Origin of the sequence: Mycobacterium sp. NPDC050041 (assembly GCF_049541695.1) — a bacterium.
Classification (GTDB): Bacteria; Actinomycetota; Actinomycetes; order Mycobacteriales; family Mycobacteriaceae; genus Mycobacterium.
On record NZ_JBMVDG010000007.1, the window covers coordinates 118,902 to 141,037 of the forward strand.

Sequence of the window (22,136 nt, forward strand, 5' to 3'; positions counted from 1 at the left end):
GGCAGGTCAGGGCTTGGCGCGGCCCGAGCGGCTCAACCGCCACTCCGGCGGGAAGTTCATGTCGTTGTCCTTGACGACGTTGTTGAGCCCCTTCTCGAACGTGCCCGCCGTCAGGTCGACGTCGTTCTGCTGGTCGTTCTGGATCAGCGGCAGCATGCCCTCCACCATGCCGGTCAGCAGGCTGCCGAAGTACTCGCCCTTGTGCTGCTTGTACAGCTCGAGGAACGTCTTCTGCACGGCCACGGTGTCGGTGGGGCGCGACCGCGAGCAGGCCATCGCGTACTTGAGGGTCTCCGCCTCGAGATCCTCGCGCGGCACCACGCTGTTGACGAAACCGCAGTCGTACATCTCCTTGGCGCTGAACGGTCTTCCGGTGAACAGCATCTCGGAGAACTTTCGCAGGCCCATGGTCTCGGCCCACCACCACAGCCGCGGACCCCAGCCGACGTAGCGGAACGCCGGGTGGCCGAACAGCGCGTCGTCGGAGGAGATCACCAGGTCGGCGTCACCGGCCTGGTAGAAGTGCCAGCCGTAGCAGTACCCCTTCGCCTCGATGATGCTCACCTTGCGCAGCTCCTGGAGCGGCCGGTTGCCCGCGGGCGCCTTGGCGTAGAAATCGGTGACCGTCGAGAGATACCGGTAGGACCCGCCGGGCGGGTACTTGACGCTGTCGTCGTTGATGGCCAGCTCGTGCAGCAGCGGCATCCCCGGGTTCTCCAGCATGCCGCGCTGCTCGGGCAGGTCGCCGCCGCTGCCGAAATCCTCGCCCTCGCCGCGAATCACGACGACCTTGACATCGTCGTCGACGTTGCACTTGTGGATCAGGTCGGCATAGTTCTGCCGCATCCCCAGCGTCGCCGAGTTCTGCGCATCGGGGCGGTCGAAGGTGATGTAGGCGATGCGGTTCTTGGTGTCCTTCTCGAACTTGATGTACTGCTCGGCTTCCTTCTTCATCTCTTCGTAATCGTGCTCGGGCATGGGTGTCTCCGCTCTTTTCGGTTCGATCGGTTACTTGAGTAGGCAGCCCGCATCGACGGGCAGCTGAACGCCTGTGACGTATCGGGATTCGTCAGAGGCGAGGAACAACACGGCGTTGCTGACGTCCTCGGGTTCCACCCACGGAATCGGCAGCGTGTGCATCATCTGGGAGATCGGCGCGAAGTCCTCCGGCCCCGGGTGCTCCTTGTGCGGTGCGAACAGCCGGAAGGTGGCGTCGTTGATCGCCATCGGCGTGTTGACCTGTGTCGGGTGTATCGAGTTGACACGGATCGACTGCGGGCCGAGCTCGACGGCAAAGGTCCGCATCAGGCCGACGACGCCGTGTTTGGCGGCGATGTAGTGGCCGGTGTGCGGGTGGGCCTTCATGCCGCCCACGGAGCTGGTCAGGATGATCGATCCGCCCCTGGCGCCGGAGAGTAGATGCGGCACTGCGGCTTTGACGGTGTGCCAGACGCCGGTGAGGTTGATGTCGATCATGTCCTGCCAGATGTGCTCCCGCAGCTTGTGCAGTTTGTTGCCGGCGTTGCCGATGCCCGCGTTGGCCACGACGATGTCGAGGCGGCCGAGCTCGTCGACACCGGCGGCGAGCGCCGCCTGCAGCGCGTCGTAGTCGCGGACGTCGACCTGCGCGGCGACGATGCGCCGGTTCTGGGCCTCGACCAGGGCCACCGTCTCGGCGAGGTCGGCGGGCGTGGACGCGGGATAGACGACGTCGTCGATCGCCCTGCAGATGTCGATCGCGATGATGTCGGCGCCCTCCTGCGCCAGGCGCACGGCATGGCTGCGGCCCTGCCCGCGCGCCGCGCCGGTGATGAACGCGACCCTGCCCTCGACGCGGCCCGTCATGGCAGCAGCGCCGGCATCGATTCCCACCCGCGCACCGTCGACGTCGGGCTGAGTTCGGCGTCGGTGAGGTCGACCTCCCATTCCGGAAAGCGGTCGAGGATCTCGTCGAGCGCGATCCGGCCCTCGAGCCGGGCCAGCGCATTGCCGAGGCAGAAGTGCGTGCCGACGCCGAACCCGACGTGCTGGTGCGGTTCGCGGTGGATGTTGAACGATTCGCTGTCTGGCCCGAACCGGCGTGGGTCGCGGTTGGCGGCGCCGAGCAGCATCATCATCGCGCTGCCTGCCGGAACGGTGTGCCCGTGGTACTCGACGTCGCGGGTGACATAGCGGCTGATGTGCGGGGCGGGCGGTTCGAAGCGCACCAGCTCCTCGACGGCGGCGGGCAGCAGTGTCCGGTTGGCGACCAGGGTGCGGCGCTGGTCGGGATGTTCGGCGAGCACCTTGCCGGCCCAGCCGAGCAACCGGGTGGTGGTCTCGGCACCCGCGGTGGCGATCACCTGGAGGTAGAGCAGGAGTTCGTCGCGCCGGAGCCGCCGGGTGGCACCGGTCTCGTCGGCGAACTCGGCGGTGAGCAGTTCGGTCATGATGTCGTCGGACGGGTGCTCGGCGCGCCAGTCGATGAAGGAGGCGAACACCTCGCCGGTGGCGATGGCGCCGTCCGGGTTCTCGGTCATCTTGCCGCCGCGTTCGGTGCGCAGCGTGGAGTCGCCGTGGTCGACGACATGCTGCTGGTCGGCCTCCGGGATCCCCAGCAGCATGCCGATCACCCGCATCGGCATCTGCGCGCCGAGGTCCTTGACGAAGTCGAAGCGGCCCGTGCCGACCAGCGGGTCGAGGCAGCCTGCGGTGAATTCACGGATCTTCGGCTCCAGCGCGCTGACCTTGCGGGGGGTGAAGATCCGCGACAGCAGCTTGCGGTGGACGTTGTGGATCGGCGGGTCCTCGAAGATCAGGGTGCCGGGCGGGATCTCCATCCCGGACTGGATGATCTCGAGCACCGCGCCGTGGGCCGAGCTGAAGGTCTCGTGATCGATCAGTGCGGCGTCGACGTCGTCGAAGCGGCTGAGCGCGTAGAAGTCGTGCCGGTCGTTGCGATAGAGCGGCATCTCCTCGCGGATCCGGGCGAACATCGGGTACGGATCGAGGTTGAGCGCCACGTCGTACGGGTCGTAGTGGATGTCCGGCGGAGCCCCGTCCCGGACGCCGTCCTCGGTGCTGACTGACACGAGATCCCGCCTTTCCCTGCGGGTTCCACACGCCGACCAGCGGTGCCGAAGTGGAACCTCCGCCAGTTTGGCAGGCGGGCCGCGGCATTCGGGCGGTTTACACTTTTCGCTTAAGTCGTCCGCTCGTCGGCTAGAGGCGGGCGGCCAGTTCGGTGCCCTGACGGATGGCCCGCTTGGCGTCCAGTTCGGCGGCGAGTGCGGCGCCACCGATCACGTGTGGTTCGACGCCTCGGCCGCGCAGGCCGTCCTCGAGATCGCGCACCGACTCCTGGCCCGCGCAGATCACCACGGTCTCGACGGCGAGCAGCCGGGCGTCGAGTCGCTTGGGTCCGAAGGTGATGTGCAGCCCCTCGTCGTCGATCCGCTCGTAGTTGACTCCCGACAATTGCTGCACCCCTTTGGCTTTCAGCGACGCCCGATGCACCCAGCCGCTGGTCTTGCCGAGCCGGCGGCCCTGGGCGCCCGCGGTGCGTTGTAGTAGGTACACCTCGCGCACCGCGGGTGCGGGGATCGGTGTCACCAGCGCGCCGCGGGCCTCTTGCGGGTCGGCCGCGCCCCACTCGGCCTTCCATTCCTTGAGGTTGAGTGTGGCCGACTCGTCGGTCACCAGGAACTCGCTCACGTCGAACCCGATGCCGCCTGCGCCGATCACCGCGACCGACCTGCCGATCGGCCGGGCGCCGATGATCGCCTCGGCGTAGGACAGCACCTTCGGGTGGTCGATACCCGGGATCGCGGGAATGCGCGGGGTCACCCCGGTGGCCAGCACGACGTCGTCGAACGACGCGAGATCGTCGACACCTGCCCGGGTGCGCAGCCGAACGTCGACGCCGTGCTTGGCGAGCATCGTGGCGTAATAGCGCAGCGTCTCGGTGAACTCCTCCTTGCCCGGGATCCGCCGGGCAAGGTCGAACTGGCCGCCGACTGCGTCGCCCGCCTCGAACAGCGTGACCCGGTGGCCGCGTTGGGCGGCCGCGACGGCGGTGGCCATGCCCGCCGGTCCGGCGCCGACGACGGCCACCCGCCTGGCGCGCCGCGTCGGGCTCAGCACCAGTTCGGTCTCCCGGCCTGCCACGGGGTTGAGTAGGCAGGACACCTTCTTGTGCGCGAACGCGTGGTCCAGGCAGGCCTGGTTGCAGGCGATGCAGGTGTTGATCTCGGCGGCGGCGTCCCCGGCGGCCTTGTTCACCCAGTCGGGGTCCGACAGCAGCGGGCGCGCCATGGACACCAACTGGACGTGGGTGTCGGTGAGGATCTGCTCGGCGGCCTGCGGCATGTTGATCCGGTTCGACGCGACGACCGGGATGCGCACGTGGTCGGCCAGTGCGCTGCTGATGTCGACGAAGGCACCGCTGGGCACCGAGGTGACGATGGTGGGCACCCGCGCCTCGTGCCAGCCGAATCCGGAGTTGATGATGGTGGCGCCCGCGGTCTGCACCTCGGTGGCGAGCGCGACGATCTCGTCCCAGCTCTGACCGTTCTCGACGTAGTCGGCCATCGACATCCGGTAGCAGATGATGAAGTCGTCGCCCACCGCGCGCCGGGTGCGCCGGACGATCTCCACCGGGAACCGGCGACGCTTCTCCGGGCTGCCGCCCCAGGCGTCGGAGCGCCTGTTGGTGCGAGGCGCCAGGAACTGATTGAGCAGGTATCCCTCGCTGCCCATGATCTCGACACCGTCGTAGCCGGCTTCCCTGGCGCGCAGCGCACAGCGGACGAAGTCGTCGATCGTGCCGTCCACGTCGCGCAGCGCCCGCGGGCGGAACGGATTGATCGGCGCCTTGACGGCCGATGCGCTCACCGAGAACGGGTGATACGCATAGCGTCCCGCGTGCAGGATCTGCAGCAGTATCTTGCCGCCGTGGTCGTGCACCGCCCCGGTGACGGTGCGGTGCCTGCGTGCCTCGGACGAGGAGGTCAGCTGCGATGCGAACGGCAGCAGCCACCCGGTGCGGTTGGGCGCGTATCCGCCGGTGATGATCAGGCCGACGCCGCCGCGGGAACGTTCGGCGAAGTAGGCGGCGAGTCTGTCGGTGTCGCGCGCCCGGTCCTCCAGCCCGGTGTGCATCGACCCCATCACCACGCGGTTGCGCAGCGTGGTGAAGCCGAGGTCCAGCGGCGACAACAGAGTCGGATACGGGTTCATCGCGTCTCCTCGGTTCCGCGCGCCAGGGCTGCGCCCACCTCGTCGAGCCAGTCGACGGCGCTCTCCTCGGCGCGGATGCCGCCGCGCAGCACCAGGTACTGGTGCAGTGCACTGCCGGCGAGTCGGGTGGGGTCGGGGAACTGCCGTTTCTCGAAGACGCGGAAGGTGTCCAGCAGGGCCGCGCGTTCGGTGCGCAGCGCGGCGACCTGGACCTGCAGCGCCGCGACGTCGCCGTAGGTCGCTGCGCGAACTTTCACGGCGAGGTCGCGGGTGCGGTTGTCGGCGACCGAGCCTCCGCGCCCGGTCAGCGGCGCGGCGATCCAGCGGGCGAGTTCGGCGCGGCCCTCCGCGGACACGGTGTAGACCTTCTTGTCCGGCCTGCCCTGCTGAACGACGGGGGTGACCTGTACCCAGCCGTTGTCCTCGAGGGTGTGCAGTGTGCGGTAGATCTGCTGGTGGGTCGCGGACCAGAAGTAGCCGATGGAGCGGTCGAAGCGGCGGGCCAGCTCGTAGCCGGAACCGCTCTGCTCGCACAGCGACACCAGGATCGCGTGGGGAAGTGCCACCTGCGCACGGTAGAACGCCCGACGGCCATATGCAACTGAGTGCACAGCAACGAGGTGCATACATGGCCGAATCGGCGTTCACATCGTGGCAACCGCAACCAGTTTGCTGACTTCGCCAGATCTGCATCCCTGTGTGCAGTAGATCACACGGCTATGCCATTCAACAGCCTGTATAGGAAGGCATTGGCAGATGGTTCGTAGTCCTTTACGCTTTGCCAATGCCGACGACCTCAACGCAAAGCGCGCCCAAAGGGCCTTTGGTCCGAGATATCGTGACTTCGCTCTACGAGCGATCCGACGGTGGCACCGAGGCGCCGGTCAGCGTCTTCGGGCTGGGGTATGTCGGTTGGGTCAGCGCCGTCTGCCTCGCCAGTCGTGGCCACCGCGTGGTCGGCGTGGACATCGACGCGGCCAAGGTGGCGACCCTCGGCAGCGGTGCGGCGGCCGTCGGCGAGCAGCTGCTCCCCGAGATGGCCGCCAGCGTGGTCGACAGCGGCAGGCTCACCGCCACCACCGACGCCCGATCGGCCGTCGCTGCCACGGACATCTCGCTGATCTGTGTGGGTACACGGTCGGGCACCGACGGCGAACCGTCGGTCGCGAACCTGGAGACCGTCACCGACGAGGTGGGTTCCGCGCTGGCCGCCAAGGACGGCTGGCACGTCGTCGTGTACCGCAGCACGATGGTGCCCGGCACCTGCGAGAAGCACCTCGTGCCACGGCTGGAGGCGGCGTCGGGCAAGCGCGCAGGCATCGACTTCGGTGTCTGCGTCAACCCGGACTTCCTCCGCGACGGGACCGGGGTGCGCGATTTCATGGCCCCGCCGAAGACCGTCGTCGGGCAGAGCGACACCCGCAGTGGCGACATGGTCATGGAGCTCTATCGCGGCCTGCCGGGGCCCCGCCTGCGGGTGCCCGTCGCGGTCGCCGAGATGGCCAAGTACGTCGACAACTCTTTCCACGCGCTGAAGGTGGGATTCGCGAACGAGATCGGGGCGATCTGTGCCGCCGTGGACCTCGACTCGCACGCGGTGATGGACGTGTTCCTCGCCGACACAACACTCAACGTCAGCGCCGCGTATCTGCGACCGGGCTTCGCCTTCGGCGGGTCATGCCTGCCGAAGGACGTCCGCGCGCTCACCCACACCGCCCGCCACAACGACGTCGACACCCCTCTGCTGGCGAACCTGTTGGCATCGAACGAGACGCACCTGCGTCGCGCCGTGGACATGGTGATCGCACGCGGGCGGCGCAACATCGGCATCTTCGGACTCTTCGCGAAGCCGGGCGCGGGCGACCTGTGTGACAACCCCATGGTCGAACTGGCTGACCGTCTCATCGGTAAGGGCTTCGACGTGAAGATCTACGAGCCGAGCGCCAGGCTGTCCCGGCCGCTCGACGCCGACATGGCCTACCTGAAGAGACGGCTGCCGCACATCGCGGAGCTGCTCACCGACGACGTCGACGCCGTGCTCGCACACGGCGAAGTCCTCATCGCGGGCTCGAGGTCTGGCGAGGTGGTCAAGGCCGTCGACCGGGCGAAGGCCGATCAGCTGATCATCGACCTCGTCCGCCTGCCCGACGCCGACCGGCGCCGGGGCACCGTCGGTTACGCCGGCATCGGTTGGTGACGACGCCCGATCCGTAGGCGGCTGCCTGAGCACCGGCCGGCACGACGTGCGGCATGCACGCATGGCGTTGCTGAGCGATCGTCCAGCAGTTGGGTATCGAGGTGGTGTGGCGACTAGGCACTTGTATGTGCGACGTCTAGTATCAGTAACCACGCGCCACCCGTAAGGGCGGCGCGTGAAGTTAGGGCACACTGAGACGAACGTCCAGGTATCGCTCCTTCATACTTGCGGCGAACTCTCAGGGCCCGCCATATACCGCAGCCCAACTGGACATTCAGACAGGAAGACTGAGGAGACCCCGGTGACGTACACGATTGCCGAACCCTGCGTGGACATCAAAGACAAGGCGTGCATCGAGGAATGCCCTGTCGACTGCATCTACGAGGGCGCACGCATGCTGTACATCCACCCGGACGAGTGCGTCGACTGCGGCGCCTGCGAGCCGGTGTGCCCCGTGGAGGCCATCTACTACGAGGACGATGTCCCCGACCAGTGGAGCCAGTACACCCAGATCAACTCCGATTTCTTCACCGAGCTCGGTTCTCCGGGCGGCGCCTCGAAGGTCGGCCAGACCGACAACGACCCGGCGGCGGTCAAGGAGATGCCTCCGCAGGGTGAGGGCTGATCACGTCGCCTGACCCGGCCCGCGAACGGGCCCGGCAGCGGGTGTCGGCGAAGCTGCCGACCTTCCCGTGGGACACCCTGTCGGCGGCGACCGCCCAGGCGCGCTCGCACGCCGGGGGCCTGGTCGACCTCTCCGTCGGCACACCCGTCGACCCGGTGGCGCCCGTCATCCGCGATGCGCTGGTCGCAGGCAGTGCCGCGCCCGGATATCCGACCACCGCCGGCGGTCCGGAACTGCGCGCCGCCGCCGAGCACGCACTGCGTCGCCGTTACGGCGTCACCGGCCTGACGCCCGACGCCGTGCTGCCGACGATCGGCACGAAGGAACTGATCGCGTGGCTGCCGACGCTGCTCGGCCTCGGCGCGGACGACGTGGTGGTGGTGCCGGAGCTGGCATACCCGACCTACGACGTCGGCGCGCGACTGGCGGGAGCCCAGGTGGTCCGCGCGGATTCCCTGACCCAGCTCGGACCGCAGACGCCCGCGCTGATCTACCTCAACTCGCCCAGCAATCCGACCGGCAAGGTGCTCGGTGTGGACCACCTCCGCAAGGTGGTCGGCTGGGCACGCGAGCGCGGCGTACTGGTCGCCTCCGACGAGTGTTACCTCGGCCTCGGCTGGGGCCAGCGGCCGTTCTCGGTGTTGCACCCGAGCGTCTGCGACGGCGACCACACCGGACTGCTCGCCATCCACTCGCTGTCGAAGACGTCGTCGCTGGCGGGATACCGCGCCGGTTTCGTCGCGGGTGATCCGGCGGTGGTCGCCGAGCTGCTGGCGGTCCGCAAGCACGCGGGCATGATGGTGCCGACGCCGGTGCAGGTCGCGATGGTCACCGCACTCGACGACGACGAGCACGAACGCCTGCAGCGCGAGCGCTACGCCCGTCGGCGGGACGCCCTGCTGCCCGCGGTCCGCGCGGCCGGCCTGCGCGTCGACGACTCCGAGGCCGGGCTCTACATCTGGGCCACGCGCGGCGAGCCGTGTCGCGACACCGTCACCTGGTTCGCCCGGCTCGGCATCCTGGTCGCGCCCGGGGAGTTCTACGGGCCGCGCGGTGGCGAATACGTCCGCATCGCGCTGACCGCCACCGACGAGGCCATCTCGGCGGCGGTCGACCGGCTGAGCTGACCGGGCGTCAGCCCATCGCCGCCAGCCGCTGGAACACCGGGGCGGCCTTTATCAGCAGATCGGCCTCCTCGCCGGTCATCTCCGCCAGCTGATCCCGCACGGCGTCCGACCAGACCGCGTCGATCATCTTCTTGTGTCCGGCGGCCTTCGCCGTCAGCCGGAGCCGGATCGACCGACGGTCGTTGGCGTCGACCGCACGCTCGACCAGCCCGCGGTCGACGAGTCGGCGGACGGTGGTGCTGACGTTGCTCGGCTGGACGGCCACCATGCGCGCCACGTCGGACACGCTGATGTCCGGGTGGTCGGAGACGGTGCGCAACACCTCGAACTCGGAGTGCGGCAGCGGTTCCAGCCCGGCCTGGCGCTCGCCGAACCGGCGCAGCGACCACACCACGGTCCGTACGGCCACGGCGATGTCGCGAACATCACGCGCACTGACGTCTTCTCGGACGGGAGCCATGCCGCTATATTAGCTCTAGAAATAGCTATAAATCTATACATAGTGAATCGAGTGTGATGAGTTCCCAGACCACCGTCGGCGTCGACGCTCCAGCGACGCACGCCGCTACCCGCCCGCTGCCCCTGAGCTGGCTCGGCGTGCTCGCGCTGCTGACCGCCGTCGCTCCGCTGGCCACCGACATGTACCTGCCCGCGTTCCCGGCGATGGCCGAGGAGTTCGGCACCACGGCGTCGGCGATCCAGCTGACGCTGACCACGTTCATGATCGGGCTCGCCATCGGTCAGCTGGTCATCGGCCCGCTCTCCGACCGGTTCGGCCGGCGCCCGTTGATGCTGGCGGGAACGCTGGTGTGCGTGCTGGTCGGCGCGGCATGCGCGCTGGCGCCCACGATCGAACTGCTCACGGCCTTCCGCTTCCTGCAGGGTTTCAGCGGGGCGGCCGGCGTGGTGCTCAGCCGCGCCGTGGTGTCCGACCGGGCGCACGGCGCCGCTGCGGCGCGGGTGTTCAGCCTGATGATGATCATCAACGGCGTCGCCCCGGTGGTGGCACCCTTGCTCGGCGGATCGCTGATGAGTCACATCGGGTGGCGCGGCGTCTTCTGGATCATCACCGGGCTGGCGGCGGCGATGTTCGTCGGCGTCGTCGCGGTGCTCGGCGAGACCCATCCCAGGGAACGCCGGATGACCGGCGGGGTGACGGCCATGCTGCGCGACGCCCGGTCGGTCCTGTCCAATCGGCACTACATCGGCTACACCGCGGCCTTCGCGTTCAGCTTCGCGGTGATGTTCGCCTACATCGCGGCCTCGCCGTTCGTGTTGCAGAACGTCCTCGGGCTCTCCGAGATCACCTATGCGATCGCGTTCGCCGCCAACGCCGTCGGCCTGGTACTGATGAACGCGCTCAACGCCAGGATCGTCGGCCGCTTCGGTCAGCGCCGACTGCTCGCGCTGGGCACCTCGCTGCTGGTCGTGTTCGCCGCGCTGCTGCTCGTCGACGCCGTGCTCGGCCCCGTGCTGTGGGCGACGCTCGTGCTGCTGTGGGGCACGGTGACCTCGCTGGGCTTGGTGATGGCGAACGCGACGTCGCTGGCCCTCGACGAGGTGCGGGCCACGGCGGGCACCGGATCGGCGGTGCTCGGCGCGCTGCAGTTCGGTCTCGCCGCGGTGGTCTCACCGCTGGTCGGGGTCGGTGGCGACCACACGGCGGTGCCGATGGCGGTCGCGATGACGGTCAGCGCCGTGATCGGGGCGGGCGCCCTGTTGCTCACCCGGCGATCGGCCTGACCTGCCGCGGTGGAGGCCCGCGCCGTAATACGGTCGTCGCATGCGCGACTACGACGTCGAAGCCGTCGACCGGCTTCCGTTCAGCACCGAGGAGAAGGCCGACCGGTACCGCACTGAGGACTTCGGTGGCGCCGTCGGACTGAACTGGTACGCATGCGATCCCACGCTGCAGGCCACCATGGCCTACTACCTGCAGCCCGACGAACTCGCCTTCGCCGAACCGCACCTCACCCGGATGGGCGAGTTGATGGGCGGCCCGGTCGCGCGCTGGGCCGAGGAGACCGACCGGAACCCGCCGCGGCTCGAACGCTACGACCGCTGGGGACACGACGTGGGCCGGGTCGTCATGCCGGAGTCGTTCACCGCGGCCAAGCGTGCGGTGCTCGACGCCCAGCAGTCGCTGCGCGCCGATGCGCGTGCGGGCGGGCACAGTTCGGGTCTGATGCTGTTCGCGTCGAACTATCTTCTCGACCAGGCCGACATCGGAATGGGATGCGCGCTGGGCACCGGCGGCGGCATGGTGCAGTCGCTCGTCGCGGCCTACGCGCCTGACGACGTGCGGGAGCACGTGCTGGCCAAGTTCGGCTCCGGTGAGTGGGCCGGCGAGACGGCCCAACTGCTCACCGAGCGCACGGGCGGATCCGACCTGGGCGCCCTGGAGACCACGGCCACCCGCCGCGGCGACGCCTGGCTGCTCAACGGCTTCAAGTGGTTCGCCTCCAACTGCAACGGCGAGGCGTTCGTCGTGCTCGCCAAACCCGAAGGCGCGCCGGACTCGTCGCGCGGCGTGGCCACCTTCCTGGTGCTGCGCACCCGCCGCGACGGTTCCCGCAACGGCGTGCGGATCCGCCGGCTGAAGGACAAGCTCGGCACGAAGTCGGTGGCCTCGGGTGAGATCGAGTTCGTCGACGCGCAGGCCTTCCTGCTCTCCGGTGAGCCCAGCGACGATGCGGGTCCGTCCGACGGCAAGGGCCTGGGCCGGATGATGGAGCTGACCAACTCCGCACGGCTGGGCATCGCGCTGTTCGCGCTCGGCAACGCGCGCCGGGGCCTGGTCGAGTCGCTGTGCTATGCCCGGCGCAGGCAGGCGTTCGGCGGCGCGCTGATCGACAAGCCGTTGATGCGGCGCAAACTCGCCGAGATGATCGTCGACGTCGAGGCCGCCCAGGCCATGGTGTTCGACGGCACCGGCGCGGCCAACCATCGTCAGCCCCGCCGGATCCGGCAGCGCATCGCGGTGCCCGTCACCAAGCTCAAGGTGTGCCGGCTCGGCATCACCATCGCCTCGGACGCGATCGAGATCCACGGCGGCAACGGCTACATCGAGAGCTGGCCGGTGGCGCGGCTGCTGCGCGACGCACAGGTGAACACGATCTGGGAGGGACCGGACAACATCCTGTGCCTCGACGTGCGCCGCGGCATCGAACGCGCGCAGGCGCACGAACCGCTGCTGTCGCGCATGCACGACGCGGTCTCGGTGTCCGACGGCGACGACGTGACGGGGCTGGTGGCGCAGCGCATCGGCGACCTCGAGGCCGCCATCACCGCGTGGACCAAGCTCGACGGCGCGGTCGCCGAGGCGCGGTTGTTCCCGCTGACCCGGTTCATGGGCGACGTCTATGCCGGCGCCCTGCTGACCGAACAGGCGGCCTGGGAGCGGGCCGAGGGTCGTGGCGAACGGAAAGCGTTGGTGGCGCGCCTGTATGCGCAGCGACACCTCGCCGACCACGGACCGCTGCGGGGGATCGACGCCGACGGCGACGAGGCGATCGAACGGTTCGACGAGCTGGCCGCCGGCGCGCTGCGGGTCTAGTTCTCTTGCGCTAGGTGGGTTCGGTCGCACGCAGGCCGAGCGCCAGCACCAGCCGGTCGTCGGGGTCGGTGAGCGACGTCGACAGCAGTGTCTCGATGCGCCGGACGCGGTAGCGCACGGTGTTGGGGTGCACGTGCAGCCGCTGCGCCACCGCGGCGATGTCACCGAACCCGTCGAGATACGCACGCAGTGTCTGGGCCAGCATCGGGTCCTTCTCGCGCAACGCCCGCACGCGCGGATCCACCAGCCGGGGCTGGGCGGCGACCTGGGACACGATCTCGTCGAGCAGCACGGTGGTGCGGGCCTCGTCGACCGTGGTGACCTCGGCGATGGCGCCGGGATGGCGTGCGGCGCTGTCCAGCACCCGATCCACCTCGGCGCGCGCGGCGGCGATCCCGGCCAGTCCCTCCGGTGAGTGGGCGACCACCGCGCGCACGCTCAGACCGAGTTCGCGGCGCAGCGCGGCCACCACGCCGCGGGCCCACGAACCGATGGTCGACACGGCGCCGGCACGCGGGATCAGCACGTACACCCGGTCGCCCGACGAGGCCACCTGCGCGTCGCCGCGAAAAGCGCCCGCGCTCAACGCGATCACCTCCGGCGGCACCGCTGCCCCGGCGCCGTGGAAGCCGATCAGCGCGGCGCGGCCGGCGGCGTCGATGCCGAGTTCGCGGGCGGCCGTCAGCACGTCCCCGGGGTCGTCGCCGGCGAGGCCGAGCAACTGCTGCACCAGGCGGCTGTGCGACGACGGCGCGGTGGCCAGCCGCGACAGCACCCGTGCGGCGAGCACCGCCCCACCGCGCAGCACGTCCTCGGCGTCGTCGGCCAGCGGCCCGGCGCCCTGCTGCAGCCAGATCGTGCCCGCGAACCCCGGCGGGCGGCGATCACCGGCCGACGGCAGGTGGACGCCGACGGCGAGCCGGGGCCGCAGGCCCAGCTCCGGGCGCTCGGCGACGCGCACCACGTCGCCGCCGGCCCGCAGGGAGTCGAAGATGCCCCACTGGCCGATCCACTCGAGATGCTCCGGCGGCCCGGCGCGACCGAGGATCGACAGCCGCCGCAACTCGTCGGCTTCGGCGTTGGACGAGGAGTACGCCAGCACGTGGGAGCTCGCGTCCTCGATGCTGACCAGGCCGCGGGTGCGGTCGGCGATCGACTGGGCCAGCGCGAAAAGATCGGTGCCGCCGGGCAATTGCGTGTCCGCGAGGTCGTTGCGGTGGTCGAAGATGTGGTTCACCAGCCGGTAGAGCCGCTCCCACCTGGCCTGCGGGTCCACCGCCACCACGGCCACCCCCGCCGCGCCGGCGTGCTCGACGAGCCGCGGCGCCGGCGCCTTGACGAAGATCGCGACCGGTGGCCGGGACTGGCCGGCCAGCCAGCGCGCCGCCGCGTCGTCGGGCACACCGAGCAGGAAGAACAGATCGGCACTGCCCGCGCCCAGCGCCAGACCCAGCCGGACGTCGTCGGCATCGACCAGCGCCACCGAACCGACCGGGACGTCGAGGCCGCGCGGGGCGTGCTCGAGGCCGACCATGGTGCGGTCCAGGGCCAACAGCAGCTCACCGAGCGGTATGCGGGCCGACGCCATACTGTCCGATTCTATAGCCGACGCCACTATCTCTTGGCCGATCGGCCAGTCTGCTGGAGGCCCGGTTCGGGGATCCTCATTCCATGGACGCCATCACCGATGTGCCGTTGCCGGCGAACGAGCCGGTGCACGACTACGCCCCCGGCTCGGGTGAACGCACCCGCCTCACCGACGCACTCGCGGCGCTGGCCGCCGACCCCCTCGACCTTCCGCACGTCATCGGCGGTGAACACCGGATGGGCGGCGGGGCGCGCATCGACGTGGTGCAGCCGCACCGCCACGGCGCGCGGCTCGGCACGCTGACCAACGCCGAGCACGCCGACGCCACCGCCGCCATCGACGCGGCCCTCGCCGCCAAGGCCGGATGGGAGGACACCCCGTTCGACGAACGCGCCGCGGTGTTCCTGCGCGCGGCCGACCTGCTGGCCGGGCCGTGGCGGGAGAAGCTCTGTGCGGCAACCATGCTCGGGCAGTCGAAGTCCGCCTACCAGGCCGAGATCGACGCGGCGTGCGAGCTGATCGACTTCTGGCGGTTCAACGTGGCGTTCGCCCGGCAGATCCTCGAACAGCAGCCGCTGAGCACCCGCGGTGTGTGGAACCGCACCGACTACCGACCGCTCGAGGGGTTCGTCTACGCGATCACCCCGTTCAACTTCACCGCGATCGCGGGCAACCTCCCGACCGCCCCCGCCCTGCTCGGCAACACCGTGGTGTGGAAGCCGTCACCGACCCAGACGTTCGCCGCCTACCTGACCATGCAGCTGCTCGAGGCCGCGGGCCTGCCGCCGGGGGTGATCAACCTGCTCGCCGGCGACGGTCAGGCCGTCTCCGAGGTGGCACTGTCCGATCCGCGGCTGGCGGGCATCCACTTCACCGGCTCGACGGCGACCTTCCAGCACCTGTGGCGCGAGGTCGGCGGAAACATCGACCGCTACCGCACCTATCCGCGGCTGGTGGGGGAGACCGGTGGCAAGGACTTCGTGCTCGCGCACACCAGCGCCGACCCCGACGTGCTGCGGACCGCGCTCATCCGTGGCGCGTTCGACTACCAGGGACAGAAGTGTTCGGCGGCCTCGCGGGCATTCGTGCCCAGGTCGGTATGGCAGCGGATGGGTGACGACTTCCTCGGCGCCACCGAGACCCTGCGCTACGGCGACGTCGCCGACCTGGCGAACTTCGGCGGCGCGCTGATCGACGACCGCGCATTCGCCAAGAACGTCGCCGCGATCGAGCGGGCCAAGAGCGCGCCGAACGTGACGATCGCCGTCGGCGGTGAATATGACGACAGCGAAGGCTATTTCGTGCGGCCGACCGTGCTGCTGTCCGACGACCCCGGCGACGAGTCCTTCAGCACCGAGTACTTCGGGCCGATCCTCAGCGTGCACGTCTACCCCGACGGCGACTACGAGCAGATCCTCGAGACCGTCGACGCCGGTGCCGCCTACGCGCTCACCGGCGCGGTGATCGCCACCGACCGCACAGCGGTGCTGGCCGCACAGCGCCGACTGCGCCACGCGGCGGGCAACTTCTACGTCAACGACAAACCGACCGGCGCCGTCGTCGGCCAGCAGCCGTTCGGCGGATCCCGCGGGTCGGGCACCAACGACAAGGCCGGGTCGATGCAGAACCTGCTGCGCTGGACGTCCGCCCGGTCGATCAAGGAGACGTTCGTCCCGGCCACCGATCACCGCTACCCGCACATGGGCGCCTGACATGGGTGTCTTCCAGCGGGTGGCCCGTCCGGCGATCCTCGCGGCCGGCCGGTCGAAGCGGTTGCGGCGCACCGCCGAACGAATCCCGCTGACCCGCAGCGTCGTGCACCGGTTCGTCCCGGGGGAGACGGTCGACGATGCGCTCGCCTCCGTTGCGGCGCTGCGTGACTCGGGTCGGATGGTCAGCATCGACCACCTCGGCGAGGACGTCGCCGACGCCGAGGCCGCCACCGCCAACGTCGACGCCTACCTCGGTCTGCTGGACGCGCTGGGCCGGCGCGGTGACACCGGTACGGCGGTGCGGCCACTGGAGGTGTCGCTGAAGCTGTCGGCGCTTGGGCAGGCGCTGCCGCGCGACGGCGAGAAGATCGCACTGGAGAACGCACACACGATCTGCGGGCGGGCCCAGCAGGTCGGAGCCTGGGTGACCGTCGACGCCGAGGACCACACCACCACCGACTCGACACTGTCGATCGTGCGGGAACTGCGCGCCGACTTCGGCTGGCTGGGCACGGTGCTGCAGGCCTATCTGCGCCGGACACAGGGCGACTGTGAGGACTTCGCGGCGGCCGGGGCACGGATCCGGTTGTGCAAGGGCGCCTACGACGAACCGGCGGCGGTGGCCTACCGCGACGCCGACGACGTCACCGACTCGTACCTGCGCTGCCTGCGGGTGCTGATGAACGGATCGGGCTACCCGATGGTGGCGTCCCACGATCCGGCGATCATCGACGCGGTGCCCGCCCTGGTGCGCGAATCCGGCCGCGGCGCCGACGAATTCGAATACCAGATGCTCTACGGCGTCCGGGACCCCGAGCAGGTCCGGCTGGCCGAACGCGGTGACCCGGTGCGGGTGTACGTGCCGTTCGGCACCCAGTGGTACGGCTACTTCGTCCGCCGGCTGGCCGAGCGCCCCGCCAACCTGACGTTCTTCCTGCGCGCGCTCGCCGAACGCCGCTGACTCTGCGCCCAGGGCGCATTGACATTGCTCACAGATCGCCGCAACGCGGCATTTCGCGATCTGAGTGCAAACTCAACGCGCAGAGGCTCTCAGAAGACGGGGGAGGCGTCGACGGCCATCTCGACCGAGCCGTTGCACGGCCCGCCCTGGATGTCGGTGCGCCAGTTGCCCCGCAGGACGCCGTCGGAGCTCGGCGCGTACCACGCCACCGATCGGGCAGGCGCCCACACCTTCTCCACGCCCGGGCCCTGATAGCAGTCCCACTGCCAGTCGTAGACGTGCACCCACTTCTCGCCGTCCCAGGTATAGCGGGGCGGCTGGGGCAGGGTCGGGTTCTGCGGCTTCGGCCCGCCGATCACCGTGGCGATGCACCGTCCCGTCGAGCAGTCGGTGCTGAAGAGGTACACGTCGCTGAAGGTGGGCTCCCACTGCTGGGCGGCCAGGCTCGTCCCGGTCTTCTCGGCGGCGTAGCGCACCAGCGAGTACCGGCCGGACCACACCTGTCCCGCCGCCTGGGCGGTCGAGGGGATCACGAACGCGGCCGCGGACACGGCGGCCAGCAGGACCGCGCCGAGGCGGCGAATGTGCATTGACCCACCGTATGACGGTGAACGCCGAGCAGCCGGTTACGCCACGCCTTACTCGCGGCTGCGCCGGGAGAACCGGCCGTCGGTGACCTCGTCCCACTTCTGGCACACCGCCTCGACCCGGGGGTCGCCCTGCTGTCTGATCCATTCACAGGTCGCGACGTCGGTGGACGGGTTCGTGACGATGATGGTGTGCAGTTCGGGCCGTTCCTCGGCGAGCTCGCGCAACTGCTGCGGCGAGGTCGACGGGTCGGCCGCCCGCAGTGCGTCGAGCGGATCGGGCAGCGCGCCGCGCGGCGCGTCGTAGGCGGCCGGGCTGTCGTCCTCGTCCGGGGCGGCCCGGTGGCGGTTGAGCAGCAGGTTGAGCGCGATCGCCGTCACGGCTCCCGCCGAGATGCCGGAATGGAAGATGGTCTGGAACCAGTCGGGGAACCGGTGGTAGAGGTCGAGTGAGACGTTGACCGGGCTGCCCGCCAGGGCGCGGTCGGTGTAGTACAACTTGGCCTCGGTGAGCATCGCGACACCCACCGAGATGGCCACCACCAGCACGTTGGTGTTGTCGAATCGCACCTTCGCCAGGGTGCGCACCCCGCTCGCGGCGACCATCCCGAACAGCGCCAACCCGGCGCCGCCGAGCACCGGCAGCGGGATGCCCTCCACCACGGCGGCCATCTTCGGCAGCAGGCCCAGCAGCACCAGGATCACCCCGGCTGCCGTCGCGACATGGCGGCTGCGCACGCCGGTGATCGCGACCAGGCCGACGTTCTGCGCGAACGCCGTGTACGGGAACGTGTTGAAGACGCCGCCGAGCACCGTGCCGAGCCCGTCGGCGCGCAACCCGTCGGCCAGCCGCCTGGGTGTGATCTTCTCGTCGACGATCTCGCCCACCGCCACGATGTCGCCGGTGGTCTCGGTCATGATCACGATCGCCACGATGAGCAGCGCGATGATCGAGCTGATCTCGAAGGTCGGCAGCCCGAACTGGAACGGTGTCACCACGCCCACCCAGCCGTACTCGCCCATGTGGCTCCAGTCGGTCATCCCGAGCGGGATAGCCACCACCGTGCCGACGATCAGGCCGAGCAGGATCGACACCCGCCGCACACTCTCGGGGGCGAAGCGTTCGAGGGCGATGATGACGGCGAGGGTGAAGAAGCCCATGCCGACGGCCTTCGGGTCACCGAAGTCGGGACCCGTTCCGCCGCCGAACCAGCCGGCGGCCACCCGCATCAGCGACACCCCGATGATGAGGATGATCGTGCCCGTCACCAGCGGCGGGAAGAACCTGATCAGCTTCCCGAACACCGGTGCGAGCGCCATCATGAACAGCCCGCACGCGATGACGGACCCGTAGATCGTCGTGATGCCGTGGTTGGTGCCGATGGTGATCATCGGCCCGACGGCGGCGAAGGTGACGCCCTGCATCAGCGGCAGCCGGACCCCGAACCGCCAGAAGCCGACCGCCTGCACGATCGTCGCGATGCCTGCCACCAACAGGTCGGCCATGATCAGGTGCACGATGTCGGACTGCTCGAGCCGGCCGGCAGCGACCATCGCCCCACCGACGATCAGGGGCACCGCGACAGCGCCGGCATACATCGCGAGCACGTGTTGCAACGCCAGCGGGACGAGCCGGCGCAGCGGCGGGATCTCGTCGACCGGGCGGCCGTTCGCCGTGCCGTCGATGAGCGTTCTGGTCAACGTGGCCATGGTGCACCCATCTTGAGGTGGCGCTGTTTCGCGGCTTTTCCGCGCCGATGACCGTTGTATTACTCCGCTCAGTCGAGCATCGGGAAGGAATGGTGCTCGTGGGTCACCCGCCAGCGGCCGTCGACCCTGCGCAGGCCGATCGTGATCCGCAGGCGATTGTCGGGGTTCGTCTCGAACTCCGCAGGTTTCCCGCACCGCAGCAGGCCCCACGCGAAGGCGACATCATCGCCTGCGGTGACGTCGAGCTCCTCGATCTCGAATTGCGCGCCCTGGCGGATGTATTCGAAGAACGGCGGCCACGACGCCCGGTACTCGTCGATGCCGCGCACGCCGCGGAAGGGCGGTGGGACGTCGAACATGACGATGTCGCGGTCGTGGTCGACCAGCACACCGTCGTGGTCGCAGTCGCGGATGGCGGCGGCCCACCGGGTGATGACGTCGCGGATCTCGGTGTCGTCGGAACTCATGGGATTTCCTTTCGTCCTGAGTGCTGACCTCACCCGGCCGCCCGAGTCATCGGCCGCCAGGCGTGCTCGCTGAGCGACAGCAGGGTCCACGCGGCCATGGACTGAGCATCGGTGATGTCGCCGTCGCGCATCATCGTCTCGACCTCGGCGCGGGAGAACCAGGCGCTGCGCATGTCCTGCTCCTCGTGCTCGCGGTCGTGGTCGCCCTCGGTGACGCCGGTGGCCAGGAACACCCAACCGCGCTGGCTGCTCATCCCGGGGGCGACGTCGAGCCGGCCCAGCAGTGTCAGCGTCGCCGCACGCAGCCCGGTCTCCTCGCGCAGTTCGCGGGCGGCCAGCGGCTCGGCGTCCATCGCCGCCATCCCGGGCGCGGTGCCCTGCGGGAATTCCCAACGCCGCAGACCGAGCGGATACCGGTACTGCTCCACCAGCGTGAACCGGTCACCGTCGCGCGGGATCACCAGCGCGTAGGTCGGCTTGTCGACCACCGCGTAGGTGCCGGGGCTGCCGTCGGGGCGGCGGATGTCGTCCTCACGCAGCGTCAACCACGGATTGCGGTACACCTCTCGCGACCCGACGCGTTCGATGGAACTCACCGGCACAGTATCGCCGAGCCGCGGCGAGTAGCCTCGCTGGCGTGTTGCTGGCCTCGCTGAATCCCGCCGCGGTCGCCGGGGGAGCCGACATCGCCGACGCGGTCCGCATCGACGGCGCAGTGCTCAGCCGCAGCGATCTCGTCGGCGCCGCGACCTCGGTGGCCGAACGTGTCGGCGGCGCGCAACGGGTCGCGGTGCTGGCCACACCGACCGCGACGACGGTGCTGGCCATCACCGGCTGCCTGATCGCCGGTGTCCCCGTCGTGCCGGTGCCCGCGGACGTCGGCGCCGCAGAACGCCGCCACATCCTCACCGACTCGGGCGCGCAGGCGTGGCTCGGCACCCCGCCCGCCGACGACGGCGGGCTGCCGGTGGTGCCGGTGCGGATGCACGCGCGGTCCTGGCACCGCTACGCCGAACCGCCGCCCGAGGCGCCGGCGCTGATCATGTACACCTCCGGCACCACCGGCCCACCCAAGGGCGTGATCCTGAGCCGGCGGGCGGTCGCCGCCGACGTCGACGCCCTGGCCTCGGCGTGGCAGTGGACCGCCGACGACACCCTGGTGCACGGCCTCCCGCTGTTCCACGTGCACGGCCTGGTGCTGGGCCTGCTCGGTTCGCTGCGCATCGGGAACCGGTTCGTGCACACCGGGCGGCCCACCCCGGCCGGCTACGCCGAGGCGCGGGGATCGCTGTACTTCGGGGTGCCCACGGTGTGGTCGCGCATCGCCGCCGACGCCGACGCGGCACGCGCCTTGTCGTCGGCGCGGCTGCTGGTCTCGGGCAGCGCGCCGCTGCCGGTGCCGGTGTTCGAGCGGCTCACCGAGCTCACCGGCCAGGCGCCGCTGGAGCGGTACGGCAGCACCGAGACCCTGATCACCGTGAGCACCACGGTCGATGGCGAGCGCCGGGCCGGCTGGGTCGGACTCCCGGTGTCCGGTGTCCGGACGCGGCTGGTCGACGAGGCCGGGGCCGAGATCGCGCACGACGGCGAAACCATCGGCCGGCTGCTGGTGTCGAGCCCCACGATGTTCGACGGTTACCTGAACCTGCCCGACGCGACGGCCGCGGCCGTCGACGGCGACGGCTGGTTCCGTACCGGTGACGTCGCGGTGGTGGACCACAGCGGCATGCACCGCATCGTCGGCCGCGAATCGGTGGACCTGATCAAGTCGGGCGGTTACCGGGTGGGGGCCGGCGAGGTGGAGGCCGCACTGCTCGGACATCCCGGCGTCGCGGAGGCCGCGGTCGTCGGCGTGCCCGACACCGACCTCGGGCAGCGGATCGTCGCCTACGTCGTCGGCACGGCGGATCCGGACACGCTGATCGCCTATGTCGCCGACCAGTTGTCGGTGCACAAGCGGCCGCGGGAGGTCCGGGTGGTCGCCGAGCTTCCCCGCAATGCGATGGGCAAGGTGCTCAAGAAGGAACTCGCACAATGGGATTGAGGTTCACCGAGCTGTGCGTCGACGCGGCCGACCCCCGCGCTCTCGGCGCCTGGTGGGCCCGGGTGCTCGGCTGGCCGCACGAGGTGGACGACGACGGCGACGTGCTGCTGCGCGCGCCCGACGGCGCGGGCCCGGACTGGTTGTTCCTGGCGGTCCCCGACGACAAGATCGTCAAGAACCGGATCCACTTCGACTTCACCCCAGCCGACCAGCAGGCCGAGGTCGACCGGCTGATCGGCCTCGGGGCGCGTCACGTCGACATCGGGCAGGGCGACCGGAGCTGGGTGGTGCTGGCCGATCCCGAGGGCAACGAGTTCTGCGTCCTCGCCGCCTCGTAGACGGGCC

General features: G+C 69.9%; 20 protein-coding genes. 9 read left to right on the plus strand and 11 right to left on the minus strand.

Features of this window, described 5'->3' with window-relative positions:
- Nucleotides 1-6: 6 nt before the first annotated feature.
- From ACPCHZ_RS21055 to ACPCHZ_RS21075, 5 genes are all read right to left on the minus strand, one after another.
- Nucleotides 7-978 carry an enoyl-CoA hydratase/isomerase family protein gene (locus tag ACPCHZ_RS21055; RefSeq protein ID WP_423486513.1) on the minus strand — a complete coding sequence of 324 codons (972 nt, stop codon included), beginning with the start codon at nucleotides 976-978 and terminating at the stop codon, nucleotides 7-9.
- 30 nt (nucleotides 979-1,008) lie between these two features.
- Nucleotides 1,009-1,845, minus strand: a complete 837-nt coding sequence (locus ACPCHZ_RS21060; RefSeq protein ID WP_423486682.1) for a mycofactocin-coupled SDR family oxidoreductase — start codon at nucleotides 1,843-1,845, stop codon at nucleotides 1,009-1,011.
- Complete coding sequence (locus ACPCHZ_RS21065; protein WP_423486514.1) at nucleotides 1,842-3,071, minus strand: cytochrome P450; 1,230 nt, start codon at nucleotides 3,069-3,071, stop codon at nucleotides 1,842-1,844. Before ACPCHZ_RS21065 ends, ACPCHZ_RS21060 begins: the two co-directional genes overlap by 4 nt.
- A gap of 130 nt (nucleotides 3,072-3,201) precedes the next feature.
- Complete coding sequence (locus tag ACPCHZ_RS21070; RefSeq protein WP_423486515.1) at nucleotides 3,202-5,217, minus strand: FAD-dependent oxidoreductase; 2,016 nt, start codon at nucleotides 5,215-5,217, stop codon at nucleotides 3,202-3,204.
- Nucleotides 5,214-5,783, minus strand: a complete 570-nt coding sequence (locus ACPCHZ_RS21075) for a PadR family transcriptional regulator (RefSeq protein WP_423486516.1) — start codon at nucleotides 5,781-5,783, stop codon at nucleotides 5,214-5,216. Before ACPCHZ_RS21075 ends, ACPCHZ_RS21070 begins: the two co-directional genes overlap by 4 nt.
- Before the next feature lie 272 nt (nucleotides 5,784-6,055).
- On the opposite strand from ACPCHZ_RS21075, the gene ACPCHZ_RS21080 reads away from it, so the two are divergent.
- From ACPCHZ_RS21080 to dapC, 3 genes are all read left to right on the plus strand, one after another.
- The gene (locus ACPCHZ_RS21080) at nucleotides 6,056-7,414 is read left to right on the plus strand and encodes a nucleotide sugar dehydrogenase (RefSeq protein WP_423486517.1); all 1,359 of its coding nucleotides are present in this window, start codon (nucleotides 6,056-6,058) and stop codon (nucleotides 7,412-7,414) included.
- Nucleotides 7,415-7,715: 301 nt separating this feature from the next.
- A complete protein-coding gene (gene fdxA, locus ACPCHZ_RS21085; RefSeq protein WP_264013218.1) occupies nucleotides 7,716-8,039 on the plus strand; it encodes a ferredoxin in 324 nt (107 codons plus the stop codon).
- A gap of 41 nt (nucleotides 8,040-8,080) precedes the next feature.
- On the plus strand, nucleotides 8,081-9,166 hold the full coding sequence (gene dapC / locus ACPCHZ_RS21090) for a succinyldiaminopimelate transaminase (RefSeq protein WP_423486518.1): 1,086 nt from the start codon (nucleotides 8,081-8,083) through the stop codon (nucleotides 9,164-9,166).
- Between the two features lie 7 nt (nucleotides 9,167-9,173).
- Here the strand turns inward: dapC and ACPCHZ_RS21095 are convergent, their stop codons facing one another.
- On the minus strand, nucleotides 9,174-9,626 hold the full coding sequence (locus ACPCHZ_RS21095; protein WP_423486519.1) for a MarR family winged helix-turn-helix transcriptional regulator: 453 nt from the start codon (nucleotides 9,624-9,626) through the stop codon (nucleotides 9,174-9,176).
- A gap of 56 nt (nucleotides 9,627-9,682) precedes the next feature.
- On the opposite strand from ACPCHZ_RS21095, the gene ACPCHZ_RS21100 reads away from it, so the two are divergent.
- Nucleotides 9,683-10,909 carry a multidrug effflux MFS transporter gene (locus ACPCHZ_RS21100; protein WP_423486520.1) on the plus strand — a complete coding sequence of 409 codons (1,227 nt, stop codon included), beginning with the start codon at nucleotides 9,683-9,685 and terminating at the stop codon, nucleotides 10,907-10,909.
- A gap of 40 nt (nucleotides 10,910-10,949) precedes the next feature.
- Complete coding sequence (locus ACPCHZ_RS21105; RefSeq protein ID WP_423486521.1) at nucleotides 10,950-12,722, plus strand: acyl-CoA dehydrogenase family protein; 1,773 nt, start codon at nucleotides 10,950-10,952, stop codon at nucleotides 12,720-12,722.
- A gap of 10 nt (nucleotides 12,723-12,732) precedes the next feature.
- Here the strand turns inward: ACPCHZ_RS21105 and ACPCHZ_RS21110 are convergent, their stop codons facing one another.
- Nucleotides 12,733-14,310, minus strand: coding sequence for a PucR family transcriptional regulator (locus ACPCHZ_RS21110; protein WP_423486522.1), 1,578 nt, complete (start codon nucleotides 14,308-14,310; stop codon nucleotides 12,733-12,735).
- A gap of 83 nt (nucleotides 14,311-14,393) precedes the next feature.
- Here ACPCHZ_RS21110 and pruA point away from each other — a divergent pair, with 83 nt between their 5' ends.
- Together pruA and ACPCHZ_RS21120 are read left to right on the plus strand one after the other, a co-directional pair.
- On the plus strand, nucleotides 14,394-16,022 hold the full coding sequence (gene pruA / locus ACPCHZ_RS21115; protein ID WP_423486523.1) for an L-glutamate gamma-semialdehyde dehydrogenase: 1,629 nt from the start codon (nucleotides 14,394-14,396) through the stop codon (nucleotides 16,020-16,022).
- Between the two features lies 1 nt (nucleotide 16,023).
- Nucleotides 16,024-16,983, plus strand: a complete 960-nt coding sequence (locus ACPCHZ_RS21120; RefSeq protein WP_423486524.1) for a proline dehydrogenase family protein — start codon at nucleotides 16,024-16,026, stop codon at nucleotides 16,981-16,983.
- An 89-nt stretch (nucleotides 16,984-17,072) separates the two neighbouring features.
- Here ACPCHZ_RS21120 and ACPCHZ_RS21125 read toward each other — a convergent pair whose 3' ends face one another.
- The 4 genes from ACPCHZ_RS21125 to ACPCHZ_RS21140 form a co-directional block, all read right to left on the minus strand.
- Nucleotides 17,073-17,573, minus strand: a complete 501-nt coding sequence (locus ACPCHZ_RS21125) for a hypothetical protein (protein ID WP_423486525.1) — start codon at nucleotides 17,571-17,573, stop codon at nucleotides 17,073-17,075.
- A 48-nt stretch (nucleotides 17,574-17,621) separates the two neighbouring features.
- On the minus strand, nucleotides 17,622-19,280 hold the full coding sequence (locus ACPCHZ_RS21130) for a nucleobase:cation symporter-2 family protein (RefSeq protein WP_423486526.1): 1,659 nt from the start codon (nucleotides 19,278-19,280) through the stop codon (nucleotides 17,622-17,624).
- Nucleotides 19,281-19,348: 68 nt separating this feature from the next.
- Nucleotides 19,349-19,747: a YybH family protein gene (locus ACPCHZ_RS21135; protein WP_423486527.1), complete on the minus strand. Its 399-nt coding sequence runs from the start codon at nucleotides 19,745-19,747 to the stop codon at nucleotides 19,349-19,351.
- A 29-nt stretch (nucleotides 19,748-19,776) separates the two neighbouring features.
- Nucleotides 19,777-20,343, minus strand: coding sequence for an NUDIX domain-containing protein (locus ACPCHZ_RS21140; RefSeq protein ID WP_423486528.1), 567 nt, complete (start codon nucleotides 20,341-20,343; stop codon nucleotides 19,777-19,779).
- 41 nt (nucleotides 20,344-20,384) lie between these two features.
- Between ACPCHZ_RS21140 and ACPCHZ_RS21145 the strand changes: the two genes are divergently transcribed.
- Together ACPCHZ_RS21145 and ACPCHZ_RS21150 are read left to right on the plus strand one after the other, a co-directional pair.
- Complete coding sequence (locus ACPCHZ_RS21145) at nucleotides 20,385-21,791, plus strand: acyl-CoA synthetase (protein ID WP_423486529.1); 1,407 nt, start codon at nucleotides 20,385-20,387, stop codon at nucleotides 21,789-21,791.
- Entirely contained in the window at nucleotides 21,782-22,129 is a 348-nt protein-coding gene (locus tag ACPCHZ_RS21150) for a VOC family protein (protein ID WP_423486530.1), read from the plus strand. The genes ACPCHZ_RS21145 and ACPCHZ_RS21150 overlap by 10 nt, the downstream gene beginning before the upstream one ends.
- The last annotated feature ends 7 nt before the right edge of the window (nucleotides 22,130-22,136 follow it).